Origin of the sequence: Pseudonocardia sp. DSM 110487 (assembly GCF_019468565.1) — a bacterium.
Classification (GTDB): domain Bacteria; phylum Actinomycetota; class Actinomycetes; order Mycobacteriales; family Pseudonocardiaceae; genus Pseudonocardia.
Genome location: NZ_CP080521.1, coordinates 8,298,706 through 8,313,129 on the forward strand (window position 1 = coordinate 8,298,706; position 14,424 = coordinate 8,313,129).

Genomic DNA, 14,424 nt, shown 5'->3' on the forward strand with positions numbered 1-14,424 from the left:
GGTTACCGCCGGTAACTTACCACGAGTAACTTACCTCCGGTAGGGTCGTTCCGTGGACACTCGCCCGACCCGGCGCCGCGTCGGCCGCGCCGAGCGCGAGCGCCAGATCCTCGACGCCGCCGTCGCGGTCTTCGGGGAGCGCGGCTACCAGAACGCCTCGATGGACCAGGTGGCCGAGCGCGTGGGCGTGACGAAGCCGGTGCTGTACACGCACTTCGGCTCCAAGCACGGGCTCCTGCTGGCCTGCATCGCGCGGGCACGGGCGGAGCTGCTGGAGGTCACGTCGACCGCAGCGGCGGTCGCGTCCACCCCTGAGGAGATGCTGCGCAAGGGCACGCTCGCGTTCTTCGACTACCTGGAGCGCCAGGCCCCGGAGTGGACGATCCTCTACGCGGAGTCGGCGGTGACGGGCGAGGCGATCGAGGAGATCCGCGCCCAGCAGACCGACTTCATCGCCACCCTCCTCGCCGCGGCGGCCCCCGACACCGACCCGCAGCGCCTCGCCGGCTGGGCCAACGTGATCGTCGGGGCGTGCGAGCGGCTCGCGCTGTGGCGCTCCCGCTCCGGAATCACGAGCGAGCAGGCCACCGACTACCTCATGGACCTCGTCTGGACCGGCCTCGGGAGGGCGGCAGAATTGCCGCAATGAGTACGACGGCACCCCGGCTGCTGCAGGTGCGGCGCAGCGAGCGGATCACCCCCCGGATGGTCCGCGTGACGCTCGGCGGCGACGAGCTCGCCGGGTTCGGCGGCGAGGGACCGGACCGGCGGATCAAGATGTTCTTCCCGGTGACCGGCCAGGAGCGGCCCGCCGTGCCGAGGGCGACGTCGGGCGGCCCGCTGTGGCCGGCAGGCGAGCCGCGCCCGGCGATCCGCACCTACACGGTGCGCCGGTTCGACGCCGCGGCCGGTGAGCTCGACATCGACTTCGTGCTGCACGAGGGCCACGGCCCCGCTGCCGCATGGGCCCGTGACGCCCAGCCAGGCGCATGGGTGGGCGTCTCCGAGCCCGGCGGCCGCTACGAGCCGGACCCGGCCGCCGACTTCCACGTGGTGATCGGCGACGAGACCGCGCTCCCCGCCGTCACCACCGTGCTCGCCGCGCTGCCCGACGACGTGCCGACGCTGGCGTTCCTCGAGGTCGCCGACGTCGACGAGGAGCAGCAGCTGCCCGGGTCGGCGCGGGTGCGGTGGGTGCACCGTGGTGCCGCCGAGCCGGGGGAGCCGCTGGCCGCGGCCGTGCGGGCCGCGGCGTTCCCGGCGGGGAGCGGACAGGCGTGGCTGTCCGGCGAGTCGGCCTGCGTGCGCGACCTGCGCAAGCACCTGCTCGACGAGCGCGGGCTCGACCGCAGGCGGGTCTACGCGACGGGCTACTGGCGGGCCCGGTAGGCCACTCCGGCAGCGTCCCGGCCGTCCCGCCGGGTGCTCGCACACCGGCCGCGGTGACCACGCTCACCTCGGATCGGCGTGGCACACAGCTCGCTCACACGATCGCCACAAGGAGCCGATAGCGCCTGGTCGAACGCTGGGCTCCATGAGCGTCGACACCGCACTCCGGCCTCCTCGCCACCGACGGTCCGAGCGCACCGTGCTCGACATCGTGGTGCCGGTCCACAACGAGGAGGTGGACCTCGAGCCGTCGGTGCGCCGGCTGCACGAGCACCTGTCCGGGCAGTTCCCCTACGCGTTCCGCATCACGATCGCGGACAACGCGAGCACCGACGCGACACCGCTGATCGCGGCGCGGCTGGCAGCTGAGCTCCCGGACGTCACCGCCCTCCGGCTGGCCGAGAAGGGGCGTGGCCGGGCGCTGCGGGAGGCCTGGTCGACGTCCGACGCGCACGTGCTGGCCTACTGCGACGTGGACCTGTCCACCGACCTGGCCGCGCTGCTCCCCCTCGTGGCGCCGCTGATCTCGGGGCACTCCGATCTCGCGATCGGCACGCGCCTCGCGCGCACCTCCAGGGTCGTCCGCGGCGCCAAGCGGGAGTTCATCTCCCGCTCCTACAACCTGCTGCTGCGGGGAACGCTCGGCGCCGGATTCTCCGACGCGCAGTGCGGGTTCAAGGCGATCCGGGCCGACGTGGCCCAGCGGCTGCTCCCGCTGGTGGAGGACGCGGGCTGGTTCTTCGACACCGAACTGCTCGTGCTCGCGGAGCGGAGCGGGCTACGCATCCACGAGGTGCCCGTCGACTGGGTCGACGACCCGGACAGCCGCGTCGACATCGTCGCGACCGCCGTCGCCGACCTGAAGGGCATCGCCCGGGTCGGACGCGCGCTGGCGACCGGCCGGCTGCCCCTCGCTGAGCTGCGCGGACAGCTCGGGCGAAACCCCGATCCCGTGCCCGGGGTGCCCACCGGCCTCCCCGGCCAGCTCGTGCGATTCGCGGCGATCGGGGTGGCGAGCACCCTCGCGTACGCACTGCTGTTCCTGCTGCTGCGCGAGCCGGTCGGGGCCTACGCAGCCAACCTCATCGCGCTCGTCGTCACGGCCATCGGCAACACCGCGGCGAACCGGCGCCTCACGTTCGGCGTGCGCGGCTCGACAGGCGCGGCCACCCACCAGCTGCAAGGCCTGATCGTCTTCGCGCTGGGCCTCGCGCTCACCAGTGGCGCACTCGCCGCGCTGCACACGTGGGTGCCGGCGGCGAGCCAGGCCGTCGAGCTGCTGGTGCTGATCGTCGCGAACGCGCTGTCGACGCTGCTGCGGTTCGTCGCGTACCGCTCCTGGATCTTCCGGAAACCCAGCGCCCGTCCGGCCGAACCGGCCCGTCAGGAGATCTCCGCATGACGGCCACCCTCGCCCCCGCCCACCAGGCGCCCGCCGCCGTGGCAGAACGCCCGCGGCGCCGCACGGAGTGGATCGCACTGGCGATCCTCCTCGTCGCCACCGCCGTGCTCTACCTGTGGAACCTCGGCGCGGAGGGCTGGGCCAACACCTACTACGCCGGCGCCGTCCGCGCGATGACGCAGAACTGGACCGCCTTCTTCTTCGGCTCCACCGACGCCGGCAACACGGTGACGGTCGACAAGCCACCCGCGTCGCTGTGGGTCATAGCGCTGTCGGCCCGGATCTTCGGGCTCTCCTCGTGGAGCATGCTCGTGCCGCAGGCGCTGATGGGCGTCGGCGCGGTGGCCCTGCTGTACGCGGCCGTGCGCCGGGTGGCGAGCCCGGCCGCCGCGCTGCTCGCGGGCGGGGTGTTCGCGCTGACGCCGATCGCTGTACTCATGTTCCGCTACAACAACCCGGACGCGCTGCTCGTCCTGCTGCTCGTCGCCGCCGCGTACGCCACGGTCCGCGCGATCGAGAGAGCATCGACGCGGTGGATCGTGCTCGCGGGCGCGCTCATCGGCTTCGCGTTCCTGGCCAAGATGATGCAGGCCTTCGTCGTCATCCCGGCGCTCGCGCTCGCCTACCTCGTGGCCGCGCCCACCGGGTTCTGGCGGCGGGTCCGCCAGCTGCTCGCCGCGGGGCTCGCCGTCGTGGTGGCCGCGGGCTGGTGGGTGGTGATCGCAGAACTGTGGCCCGCGAGCTCACGGCCCTACATCGGCGGCTCGGAGAACAACAGCGTCCTCGACCTCACGTTCGGCTACAACGGCCTCGGCCGGATCTTCGGCCAGGGCGGTGGTGGACGGCAGATGGAACCGCCCGCCGGGATGGAGCTTCCGGCCGGGGCCGAGGCCGGTGGCGGTGGGTTCGGCGGATTCGGCGGCGCCGCGGGCTGGTCGCGCTTGTTCAACGAGCAGGCCGGTGGCCAGATCTCGTGGCTGCTACCCGCGGCGCTGGCGCTGCTCGTCGCGGGCCTGGCACTGACCTGGCGGGCCGCGCGCACCGACCGCCTGCGCGCCTCCCTCCTGCTCTGGGGTGGCTGGACGGTCGTCACAGCGGCGGTCTTCAGCTTCGCCCAGGGGATCTTCCACCCCTACTACACAGTGGCGCTCGCCCCCGGCATCGCCGCGCTCGCCGGGATCGGCGGGATGCAGCTGTGGCGGCGACGGGCCGCATGGCCGGCTCGGATCACCCTTTCCGTGATCACCGCCGGTACCGCGGCGTGGGCCGTCGTGCTGCTGTCGCGCACGCCCGACTTCGTGCCGTGGCTGCGCTGGGTCGTGATCGCCGTGGCCGCGGTGGCCGTGCTCGCGCTGCTGATCGGAGCGCACTGGCGCAGGCTCGCCGTCGTCGCCGCGCTTGCCGTGCTGCTCACGGGGGGCGCCGCGCAGCTCGCCTACGCCGCCGACACGATCACGAGCACGCACAACGGCGGGAACCCGACGGCGGGCCCCGCCACGGCCGACTCCGGCCCGGGCGGTGGTATGCGCTTCGGCCCTGGCCCCGACGGTGGCCGGCGGGACGACGGCGGCGCGAACCAGGGCGGCGCGGGTGGCGGCTTCGGCTCCCGGGCCAATGCCTCCGACCCCGAGTTCGTCGCGCTGCTGCGGAATGCCGGCACGAAGTGGGCGGCGGCCACAACGAGCGCGTCAAGCAGCGCGGGCCTCGCGCTGGCCAGCGGCGCCGACGTGATGGGCATCGGCGGCTTCAACGGCGCTGACCCCGCGCCGACACTCGAGCAGTTCCGGTCACTCGTCGCGGCCGGTGAGGTGCACTACTTCATCGGCGGTGGCGGTGGCCCGGGCGGCAACTCCGAGATCGCCACCTGGGTGCGGGACACGTTCACCTCCACCACCGTGGGCGGCACCACCGTCTACGACCTGACCCAGCCGGTGGGCTGACCCCCTCCTCCCGCCGGCTGACCGGGTGGCCGTGCCCCATCCCTCCGGGGCACGGCCACCCACGCACCAGGCCTAGTGCCCTTCGCTCGGCGGTGCCGGACGGGGCCGCGGCGGCACCGGATCGGCCGGGCCGACGTGCGTGTCCAGCCACGTCACCACCGGCCCCGCTGCCCGCCATGCCGCCCGCACCCACTCCAGGGGCTCCCGTGTGGAGAGCCACGCACCCACCGGTCTCGTCGTGACGACCTGCAGCCCGGTCAGCTTGAGGAGGTCGATCCGCGGGTGGTCGCCCTTGAAGCCGCGGGGAACGCCACGCAGCGAGCGGCGGCGGTCGACCTGGTACCCGGCGAGCAACCCTTCGAGCTGGTCGCCGGGCGCCTCGAGCACCGCGACGCGATAGCTGCGCAACTGACCGGAGTCGAACGTCCAGTGCCCCACAGCGGTGGTCAGGGCGGTGGCCGACAGCACGACGGTGAGGGCCGAGCCGCCCGGGCTGCTGGCGATCCCGCCGGTGTCGGTGCGATAGGGCGGGGAAGAGGGGCGAAAGCGGCGGTTGCGGTACGCGCGCAGTACCCGGATCGGCCCGAACTCGGGTTCCAGCTCCGCTGCCAGCGCACGCATCGGACCCTGCACGGCGGTGGCGTGGCGGTGGCCCTTCGCCTCCCAGAACTCCCGGGTGTTGTCGGCTTCGATCTCGGCGAGGAACGCCGTGGCGTCGCTTGGCCAGCCCGTGAACATGTCGTCCTCCTGTCGGTCGGTTCGTGATGACCGGCATGGACGACGGCGAGGGCCCGCAGGTTCCCTCGAGAGCCACAGGTTTCACACAGGTTCCGCCCATCGAGGTCACAGCCTCGCGCGCGAGCCTGGCTAGCATGGCGACGATGCGGGACACCGGACCTGAGCTGCGGCGGGCCGACGGTGGTCCGATCCGGGTTCTGGTGGTCGACGACGAGGCGTCGCTGTCGGAGCTGCTCTCGATGGCGCTGCGCTACGAGGGATGGGACGTGCGGACGGCCGCAGACGGCACCACCGCAGTGCGCGTCGCCCGCGAGCACCGCCCCGACGCCGTCGTGCTCGACGTGATGCTCCCCGACTTCGACGGCCTCGAGGTGCTGCGCCGCATGCGCGCCGAGAGCCCCGAGGTTCCGGTGCTGTTCCTCACCGCCCGCGACGCCGTGGAGGACCGGGTCGCCGGGCTCACCGCGGGCGGCGACGACTACGTCACCAAGCCATTCAGCCTCGAGGAGCTGGTGGCGCGGCTGCGCGGGCTGCTGCGCCGCTCCCGCATGACCGCCGCCCGGGAGGGCTCCGAGCTCGTGGTCGGCGACCTCGTGCTCGACGAGGACAGCCACGAGGTCCGCCGCGGCGACGACCTGATCGAGCTCACCGCCACCGAGTACGAGTTGCTGCGCTACCTCATGCGCAACCCCAAGCGCGTGCTGTCGAAGGCCCAGATCCTCGACCGCGTCTGGAACTACGACTTCGGCGGCCAGTCCAACGTCGTCGAGCTCTACGTCTCCTACCTGCGCAAGAAGATCGACGCCGGACGCGCGCCGATGATCCACACGGTGCGCGGGGCGGGGTACGTGCTCAAGCCGGCGGCCGGCGGGTGAGAACCGGCCACTCGCTGCGCACCCGGCTGGTGGCCACCACGCTGCTGCTGCTGGCCATCGCGTCGGCGCTCATCGCGGTGGCCACGACGATCTCGTTGCGGCAGTTCCTGATGAGCCGCCTCGACGGCGAGGTGCGCGCGTCCAGCCGGGTGTTCATCCGCGGCGAGCCGGGTTCCCCACCGGTGCTCATGCTGCCCGACCGCGGCCCGCGACCGCCGCCGAACGCCCTCACCGCGGTCGTCAGGGACGGCGCGGTGGTCGCCGCGTCGGTGTTCCCGTTCGGCGAGGACCCGGTGTCGGTGCCCGCGTCGGAGTACCCCGATCTCGTCGGACTGCCGGCCGGGGTACCGCCGCGCAGCGTGGATCTCGGAGTGCTCGGCGACTACCGCCTCGTCGCGACCCGCACGCCCCTCGGCGACGTCGTCGTCACCGGCCTGCCGGAGGCCCCCGTGCAGGCGACGTTGACGTCGCTCGTGCTCATCGAGCTGGTCGTCACCGGCATCGCGCTGGCCGGGGCCGGTACCGCGGCCGCGATGGTCGTCCGCCGAGAGCTGCGGCCCCTCGAACGGGTGGCCGCGACGGCCTCGCGGGTGAGCGTGATGCCGCTCGACCGCGGTGAGGTCTCGCTGGTCGAGCGCGTGCCGGACGTCGATCCGCGCACCGAGGTGGGGCAGGTCGGCAGCGCCCTCAACCGGATGCTCGACAACGTCGGGTCCGCCCTCGAGGTGCGGCACGAGAGCGAGATGCAGCTGCGCCAGTTCATCGCCGACGCGAGCCACGAGCTGCGCACCCCGCTCGCCGCGATCAGCGGCTACACCGAGCTCACCCGCCGCGAGGAGCTCTCTCCCGACGTCGAGTACTCGCTGACCCGCATCGCCTCGCAGACCGTGCGGATGACCGCGCTCGTCGAGGACCTGCTGCTGCTCGCCCGCCTCGACGCGGGCCGCCCGCTCGAACGCGGCGAGGTCGACCTCACCCGCCTCGTCGTCGATGCCGTGGCCGACGCCCACGCGGCAGGACCCGAGCACAAGTGGCAGCTCGCGGTGCCCGACGAGCCGGTGGTCGTGCCCGGCGACGGTTCGCGGCTGGCCCAGGTGCTCGCCAACCTGCTGGCCAACGCACGCGCCCACACCCCACCCGGCACGAACGTCACGGTCACGCTCGCCGCCGAGGCATCGTGCGCCCGGCTGTCGGTCGCCGACGACGGCCCTGGCATCGCCCGCGAGCTTCTGCCGCACATCTTCGAACGCTTCGCCCGCGGCTCGACGTCCCGCTCCCGGGACAACGGCAGCACCGGCCTCGGCCTGGCCATCGTCCGCGCGGTCGTAGGGGCGCACGGTGGCACGGTGGACGCCGCGAGCAAGCCGGGGCACACGGAGTTCACGGTCCGCCTCCCCCGCCCCAGCGCTCCGGTGGTCGAGTAGCGGCGGATCGTCCACAGCTCGTGCACAGCCGCGGCACCGGGGCGGCACAGCTCGTCGCACCAGGCTCGGGAGCGTGGCCACGACGATCTCCGTTCGCACCGAACCGCCTCCGGTCGCCCCGCTCGCCCGCCGCCACCCGTGGCCGCGGCGGGCCGCAGTGGCCGGCCTGCTCGCCGGCACCGCGGTGCTCTACCTGTGGGGCCTGTCCGCGTCCGGCTGGGCCAACGCGTTCTACTCGGCCGCCGCGCAGGCAGGCGCCCAGAGCTGGACGGCGTGGTTCTTCGGTTCCTCTGACGCCGCGAACGCGATCACCGTGGACAAGACCCCTGCCGCACTGTGGGTCACCGGCCTGTCGGTGCGGCTGTTCGGGCTGAGCGGCTGGAGCATCCTCGTGCCGCAGGCGCTGATGGGCGTCGCCACGGTCGCGCTGCTGTACGCGACGGTGCGCCGCAGCGCGGGTACCGCGGCCGGTCTGCTGGCCGGCACCGTCCTCGCGCTCACGCCGGTGGCCGTGCTGATGTTCCGGTTCAACAACCCGGACGCCCTGCTCACGCTGCTGCTGGTCGGCGCGACGTACGCCGTGCTGCGCGCGGTCGAGGCAGGCCGCACGCGCTGGCTGGTACTGGTAGGCGTGCTCGTTGGGTTCGGGTTCCTGACCAAGATGCTGCAGGCGTTCCTCGTGCTGCCGGCGTTCGCGGCGGTCTGGCTGCTCGCCGCGCCGGTCGGCATCGGGCGCCGGGTGCGGGACCTGCTGCTCGCGGGCCTCGCGATGCTCGTCAGCGCGGGGTGGTGGGTGCTCGCGGTCGAGCTGTGGCCGGTCGACGCCCGGCCCTACATCGGCGGTTCGCAGACGAACAGCGTGCTCGAGCTGGTGCTCGGCTACAACGGCCTCGGCCGCCTCACCGGTGACGAGGTCGGAAGCGTCGTGCCCGGCCAGATGGGCGCGGGCGGCAGCTGGGGCCCGACCGGGCTCACCCGCCTGTTCACCGGGATGTACGCAGGCGACGCCTCCTGGCTGCTGCCGGCCGCGCTGGCGCTCCTCGTCGCGCTGCTGTGGTGGACGCGGCGGGCCCCACGCACCGACCGGACGCGCGCGGCCGCACTCGCATGGGGCGGCTGGCTCGTCGTCACCACGCTCGTCTTCAGCCTGATGGCCGGGATCTTCCACAGCTACTACCAGGTGGTGCTGGCGCCCGCGATCGGTGCGCTGGCCGGGATCGGGGCGGTGGAGCTCTGGCGGCGCCGTGCCGGGTTCGCCGCACGGGCGGTGCTCGCCGTGGTGCTCGCCGGCACGGTGGCGTGGGCGTTCGTACTCCTGAACCGTGCGGGCTGGCAGCCGTGGCTCGCGTGGACCGCGCTCGTCCTCGGGCTGATCGGCGCCGTCGGGCTGCTCGGCGTGCACCGGTTCGGCGGCCGGGCGCGGCTCGGCGTGGTCGCCGTCGCCGTGGTGGCTGCGCTCGCGGCGCCGGCCGGCTGGTCGATCGCGACGGCCGCGACGCCGCACAGCGGCGCCATCCCGTCCTCAGGGCCGAGGGAGGCGCGGATGGGCGGCATGGGCATGGGCGGGCCGGGCGGGGGCCGTCCCGGTGGCCGCATGGTCGCAGGCGCACCAGTAGGCGGCCCCGTGCGCGGCGGCGAGGGCCTCATGATCGGCGGCAACATACTGGGCGCCCCGACGCCGCCTGCCGAGCTCACCGCGCTCCTGCAGCGCGACTCAGGCGCCTACACATGGGCCGCCGCCACGATCGGGTCCAACGGCGCCGCCGGCTACCAGCTCGCGAGCGGCGAGCCGGTGATGGCACTCGGCGGGTTCAACGGCACCGATCCCTTCCCCACCCTCGCGGGCTTCCAGCAGCTCGTCGCGGATGGCGAGATCCACTACTTCATCGGCGATGCGGGCCGCAGCAACACCGGGAGCGGCGGCAGCGACGACGCCCACCGGATCGGCCTGTGGGTGCAGGAGAACTTCACACGGATTACGGTCGGCGGAACGACCGTGTACGACCTCACGCAGGTCCCGTGAGCCGGCGCACGACCCACCGGCGGGTCCGCTCGTGGATTCTCCGCCACCGCTCGGCCACGTCGAGGTCGCGAGTCCCCATCGGACTGCGCTAGCGAGGACAGCATCGGATGGGAACGCCGACGAGCGTTGGCGAGGAGGCTTCGTGACCGTTGCGGCCGACACCGTCTTCATCCCCCGTCTGGCGCCGTTCGCCCCACCGGTGGAGCGCACGCTCACTCGAGGCGAGCGGTACACGTTGGCCGGCCTGCTGCTCTGCGCCGCCGCCCTCTACCTGTGGAACCTGGGTTCCGCCGGCTGGGCGAACATCTACTACGCGGGGGCCGTCCACGCCATGGCGCAGGACTGGACGGCCTTCTTCTTCGGGTCCACCGACGCGGGAAACATCGTCACGGTCGACACGCCGCCCGCCTCGCTCTGGGCGATGGCCCTGTCCGCGCGGGTGTTCGGGCTCTCCTCGTGGAGCATGCTCGTCCCGCAGGCGATTATCGGTGCCTGCACCGTTGCGATGCTCTATGCCGCCGTGCGCCGGGTCGCCGGCCATGGCGCAGGCCTCGCGGCCGGGGCGACGTTGGCGCTCACGCCGGTGGCCGTGGAGGTGTTCCGGTACAACAACCCGGACGCACTGCTGGTGCTTCTGATGGTCACGACCGCCTATGCCGTGGTCCGCGCCACCCAGACCGCATCCACCGGCTGGCTGCTCATCGCCGGCGCGCTGATCGGGTTCGCGTTCCTGACGATGACGGTCCAGGCCCTCGTGCCGCTGCCGGCGATGGCGATGGCGTATCTGGTCGCCGCCCCGACCGGGTTCTGGCGGCGCGTGCGGCAGCTGCTGGCCGCGGGCGTCGCCATCGTCATCGCGGGTGGCTGGTGGTTCGCGGTTGTCGAGCTCTCACCCCCGGGCAGCCGCCCGTACATCGGCGGGTCCCGCACGGACAGCGCCCTGCAGCTGGCGCTGGGCGACAACGGCCTCGGCCGGGTCCTCGGCACCGCCGGCGACGGAACGATGATCTCGGGCGGCGTTCCCGAGCCGACGGGGCCCGGCTCCGGCAGCGACCCCGGGATCCTGCGGATGGTCGACGCGCAGAACGGAGTGCTCGTCGGCTGGCTGCTGCCGACCGCGCTCACCCTGCTCCTGGTGGGGCTCTGGCTCACTCGCCGCGGCCGACGCACGGATACCACGCGCGCGTCGCTCCTGCTGTGGGGCGGCTGGACCGTGACCACAGCACTCGTGTTCAGCGAGGGGATCTACGGCTCATCGTCCATCGTGGCGCTCGCGCCCGGCGTCGCAGCGCTCGTCGGGATCGGTGGTGCGCTCCTGTGGGTGCGTCGGCGGAGCTGGGCAGGTCGCACGGCGCTCGCGCTGCTCGTGGCCGGCACGGCGGCGTGGGTGTTGGAGCTGCTCGACCGGACGCCGGAGTTCCTGCCCTGGTTGCAGTGGGTCGTCGTCGCTGCCGCGACCGTCGCGTTCGTCGCGCTGCTGGTCCGACCCGCCGCCCGCCGCATCGGCGGCGTCATCCTGGTGCTCACGTTGGCGTCGACGGCGCTCGCGGCGCCCGCAGCATTCGCGGCACGGGCCGTGGCCGAAGGCGGCCAAGGCCGGACGCCGGTCGTGGACCCGGCGCCGAACACCCCCGATGCGCAGCTGGTGGCCATGCTCCGGTCGACCAGCAGGAGGTGGTCGGCCGCGACGATCGGCGCGCGGAGCAGCGCTGCGCTCACGCTCGCCAGCGACACCGCTGTGATGGGCATCGGCGGCTTCTCCGGTGGCGACCCGGCCCCCACGCTCGAGGAGTTCCGAGATCACGTGGCCGCGCGCGAGGTGCGCTGGTTCGTCGACGACGGCGCAGGGGCGCAGCAGTCCGGTCCCGACAGCAACTCCGAGATCGTGTCCTGGGTGCGGGAGAACTTCGAGTCGACGACGGTCGGCGGCCGCACGGTCTACGACCTGGACCCGCTGCTGCCCTGACGGCGAACTCGTCACGACGGGATGGTGTTCGGCGAAGACCAGAGCCTCACCCGTGGATCGACCCCTGCGCGCGCGGCGTCGCCTTGCGAGACTGCAACGGTGGTCGATGTCGGACGGATGCTCGAGGTGACGCGGTCGGGGGCGGAACAGGCGGTCGGATCGGCGCGGGCGGTGGTGGCGCTGACTCGCTCCGGGGTGGTTCGCCCGGTACGCCCTGATCGCCTGCTCGGCATGGTCGCAGGCCTCGCCCGCTACGGCTTGACGATCACCGCGGGCTATGCGGCCGGGGCGGCGAGGCACCCGGACCGCACGGCGATCGTCGACGACGCGGGCACGCTCACGTTCGCCGAGCTGGCGACGTGGACCGACGCGATCGCCCGCGGGCTCGCCGCGGCCGGCGTCGGGCCGGGCACGCGCCTCGGCGTGCTCTGCCGCAACCACCGCGGCGCGATCGCGGGCCAGATCGCGGCGGGCAAGCTGGGCGCCGATGCCGTGCTGCTGAACGTCGGGCTCTCCGCGACGCAGCTCCGCGAGGTCGCGGGCGAGCTGCGCCTGCATACGGTCGTGGCCGACGAGGAGTTCGGCCCGGCGCTCGCCGGCCTCCCGGAGCACGTCCACGTCGTCACCGATGCCGAGCTCGGCGACCTCGACGGCCCCGGCCAGCTGCCGCGGCGGCCACCCGCCGGGCACACCATCGTGCTGACGTCCGGCACCACCGGCACCCCCAAGGGCGCGCGGCGCCCGCCCCTGCACAGCATCTCCCCCGCCGCCGCAATCCTCTCCGCAATCCCGATGCGGGCCGGCGAGCCGGCGTTCATCGCCGCACCCCTGCTGCACACATGGGGGTACGCGGCGCTGCAGCTGGCCGTGCTGCACGGCTCCCCTGTCGTGCTCGGCCGCAAGTACTCCCCGGCGGAGTTCCTGCGGATCGCCGGGGAGCACCGGGTCGACGCCGTGTTCGCGGTGCCGGTGATGCTGCAGCGGGTCCTCGAACTGCCCGCCGCCGACCTCGACAAGGCCTTGTCGACGCACCGACCGCGGATCGTCGCGGTGAGCGGGTCGGCACTGCCCGCCGAGCTGGCCACCACGTTCATGGACCGCTTCGGCGAGGTCCTCTACAACCTCTACGGCTCCACCGAGGTTTCGTGGGTGAGCATCGCGGGCCCGTCCGACCTGCGGGCAGCCCCCGGCACGGCGGGCCGCGCGCCCGTCGGCACCCGCCTGGTGATCCTCGGCGACGACGACCGCCCGGTGCCGCCGGGCACCGAGGGCCGCGTGTTCGTCCACAACGACATGCCGTTCGCCGGCTACACGCGCGAGGGAACCGACGTCGAGCGGCTCGGGCGGATGATCGGCACGGGCGACGTCGGCCGCCTCGACGAGCACGGGCTCCTCCACCTCACGGGGCGCGCCGACGACATGATCGTCTCCGGCGGCGAGAACGTGCATCCCGGCCCGGTCGAGGACCTCATCGCGGCCCGGCCCGAGGTGCGCGAGGCCGCCGTCACCGGCGTGCCGGACGAGCAGTACGGCCAGCGGCTCGCCGCGTACGTCGTGCTGGAGCCGGGCTCCCGGGTGAGCGCCGACGACGTCCGCGGCTGGGTGCGCGCCGAGCTGAGCCGGTTCGCCGTGCCACGCGACGTCGAGTTCGTCAGCGAGCTGCCCCGCAACGCCACCGGGAAGGTCGTGCACCGCGAGGTGCGATGAGCGAGCGAATCATCGGCGCAGCACCGCGTGAGGGGTGTCACCCAACCGAGTTAGGTAAGGCTTAGGTACTGTTCGGGGGTGGACCCGGACGCGAGGTGGCAGCGCTGCAGCCTTCTCGCGCTCGCCCGCGACGAGCCGCTGGCCGGCACCGCGCCGGTCGCCCGCCGCTGGGTATGCGTCGAGCAGCGCGGCGCGTGGCCGAGTGACCTCACCACCCATCCGGAACCGGCCCTCGCCGCCCTCGCCGCCACCCCCGGCTGGCGGCTGCTGCTGATCCGCAGGCCCGGCCGCCGCGGCGAGCGGGGCGCGTCCCTGCGCGTGTTCCTTGCCGACACCTCACCCGGCGCATCCCGCGTCACCACGTTCACCGTCGAGGGCCCCGAGGAGCTCGCCGGTCTCGAGCTGCCCGGCCCCGACGAGCCGCTGCCCGGCGCGCCGATCCACGACCCGCTGCTGCTGGTGTGCACGCACGGCCGGCGCGACCGCTGCTGCGCGGTGGACGGGCGCGCGCTCGCGCTCTCCGTGGTCGACGCGGGCGAGCAGCACGTGTGGGAGTGCAGCCACCTCGGCGGCCACCGGTTCGCGCCCACCGCGCTCGTGCTCCCCACCGGCTACGCCTACGGCCGGCTCGACCCCGCCACCGCGATCGCCGCCCGCAAGGCCGCCTTCCCCGGCGAGGTCGACACCACGCTCTGCCGTGGCCGCAGCACCTGGTCGCCGGCCGGTCAGGTCGCCGAGCTCGCCGTCCGCGGCGCCACCGGGCTGCGCGACGCCGACGCACTCCACGTCGCCGATGCTCCGGGCGGTGCCGTTGTCTCGGCCAGCGGCGGGCGACGCTGGGCAGTCGATGTGGCACCGCTCCTCGGTGCCCCTCGGCCACTGTCCTGTGGCACCGACCCGTCCCCGTGGCAGTCGCTGCGGGCCACCGCCATCCATCCACTGCCCGCCTGATACTTGCTT

Annotated in this window: 11 protein-coding genes; 10 read left to right on the forward strand and 1 reads right to left on the reverse strand. The window is 73.6% G+C overall.

The genetic code is table 11. The features are described from left to right. Positions 1–52: 52 nt before the first annotated feature. From K1T35_RS38880 to K1T35_RS38895, 4 genes are all read left to right on the forward strand, one after another. A complete protein-coding gene (locus tag K1T35_RS38880; RefSeq protein ID WP_220256691.1) occupies positions 53–649 on the forward strand; it encodes a TetR/AcrR family transcriptional regulator in 597 nt (198 codons plus the stop codon). Beyond that, entirely contained in the window at positions 646–1,389 is a 744-nt protein-coding gene (locus K1T35_RS38885; RefSeq protein ID WP_220256692.1) for a siderophore-interacting protein, read from the forward strand. Before K1T35_RS38880 ends, K1T35_RS38885 begins: the two co-directional genes overlap by 4 nt. 145 nt (positions 1,390–1,534) lie before the next feature. Further along, positions 1,535–2,791 (forward strand): bifunctional glycosyltransferase family 2/GtrA family protein, encoded by a 1,257-nt coding sequence (locus K1T35_RS38890; protein ID WP_220256693.1) that lies wholly within the window; start codon positions 1,535–1,537, stop codon positions 2,789–2,791. Continuing rightward, on the forward strand, positions 2,788–4,731 hold the full coding sequence (locus K1T35_RS38895) for a glycosyltransferase family 39 protein (protein WP_220256694.1): 1,944 nt from the start codon (positions 2,788–2,790) through the stop codon (positions 4,729–4,731). The genes K1T35_RS38890 and K1T35_RS38895 overlap by 4 nt, the downstream gene beginning before the upstream one ends. 72 nt (positions 4,732–4,803) lie before the next feature. On the opposite strand, the gene K1T35_RS38900 is transcribed toward K1T35_RS38895, so the two are convergent. After that, complete coding sequence (locus tag K1T35_RS38900) at positions 4,804–5,469, reverse strand: DUF2461 family protein (protein WP_220256695.1); 666 nt, start codon at positions 5,467–5,469, stop codon at positions 4,804–4,806. Positions 5,470–5,612: 143 nt separating this feature from the next. Here K1T35_RS38900 and K1T35_RS38905 point away from each other — a divergent pair, with 143 nt between their 5' ends. From K1T35_RS38905 to K1T35_RS38930, 6 genes are all read left to right on the forward strand, one after another. After that, a complete protein-coding gene (locus K1T35_RS38905; protein ID WP_220256696.1) occupies positions 5,613–6,344 on the forward strand; it encodes a response regulator transcription factor in 732 nt (243 codons plus the stop codon). After that, entirely contained in the window at positions 6,341–7,768 is a 1,428-nt protein-coding gene (locus tag K1T35_RS38910; protein WP_220256697.1) for a cell wall metabolism sensor histidine kinase WalK, read from the forward strand. Before K1T35_RS38905 ends, K1T35_RS38910 begins: the two co-directional genes overlap by 4 nt. Before the next feature lie 73 nt (positions 7,769–7,841). After that, positions 7,842–9,791, forward strand: coding sequence for a glycosyltransferase family 39 protein (locus K1T35_RS38915; RefSeq protein ID WP_370645211.1), 1,950 nt, complete (start codon positions 7,842–7,844; stop codon positions 9,789–9,791). A 142-nt stretch (positions 9,792–9,933) separates the two neighbouring features. Beyond that, a complete protein-coding gene (locus tag K1T35_RS38920) occupies positions 9,934–11,757 on the forward strand; it encodes a glycosyltransferase family 39 protein (protein ID WP_220256698.1) in 1,824 nt (607 codons plus the stop codon). Positions 11,758–11,856: 99 nt separating this feature from the next. Then, complete coding sequence (locus tag K1T35_RS38925; RefSeq protein ID WP_370645212.1) at positions 11,857–13,464, forward strand: AMP-binding protein; 1,608 nt, start codon at positions 11,857–11,859, stop codon at positions 13,462–13,464. Positions 13,465–13,542: 78 nt separating this feature from the next. After that, the gene (locus tag K1T35_RS38930; protein ID WP_220256699.1) at positions 13,543–14,415 is read left to right on the forward strand and encodes a sucrase ferredoxin; all 873 of its coding nucleotides are present in this window, start codon (positions 13,543–13,545) and stop codon (positions 14,413–14,415) included. Positions 14,416–14,424 lie beyond the last annotated feature (9 nt).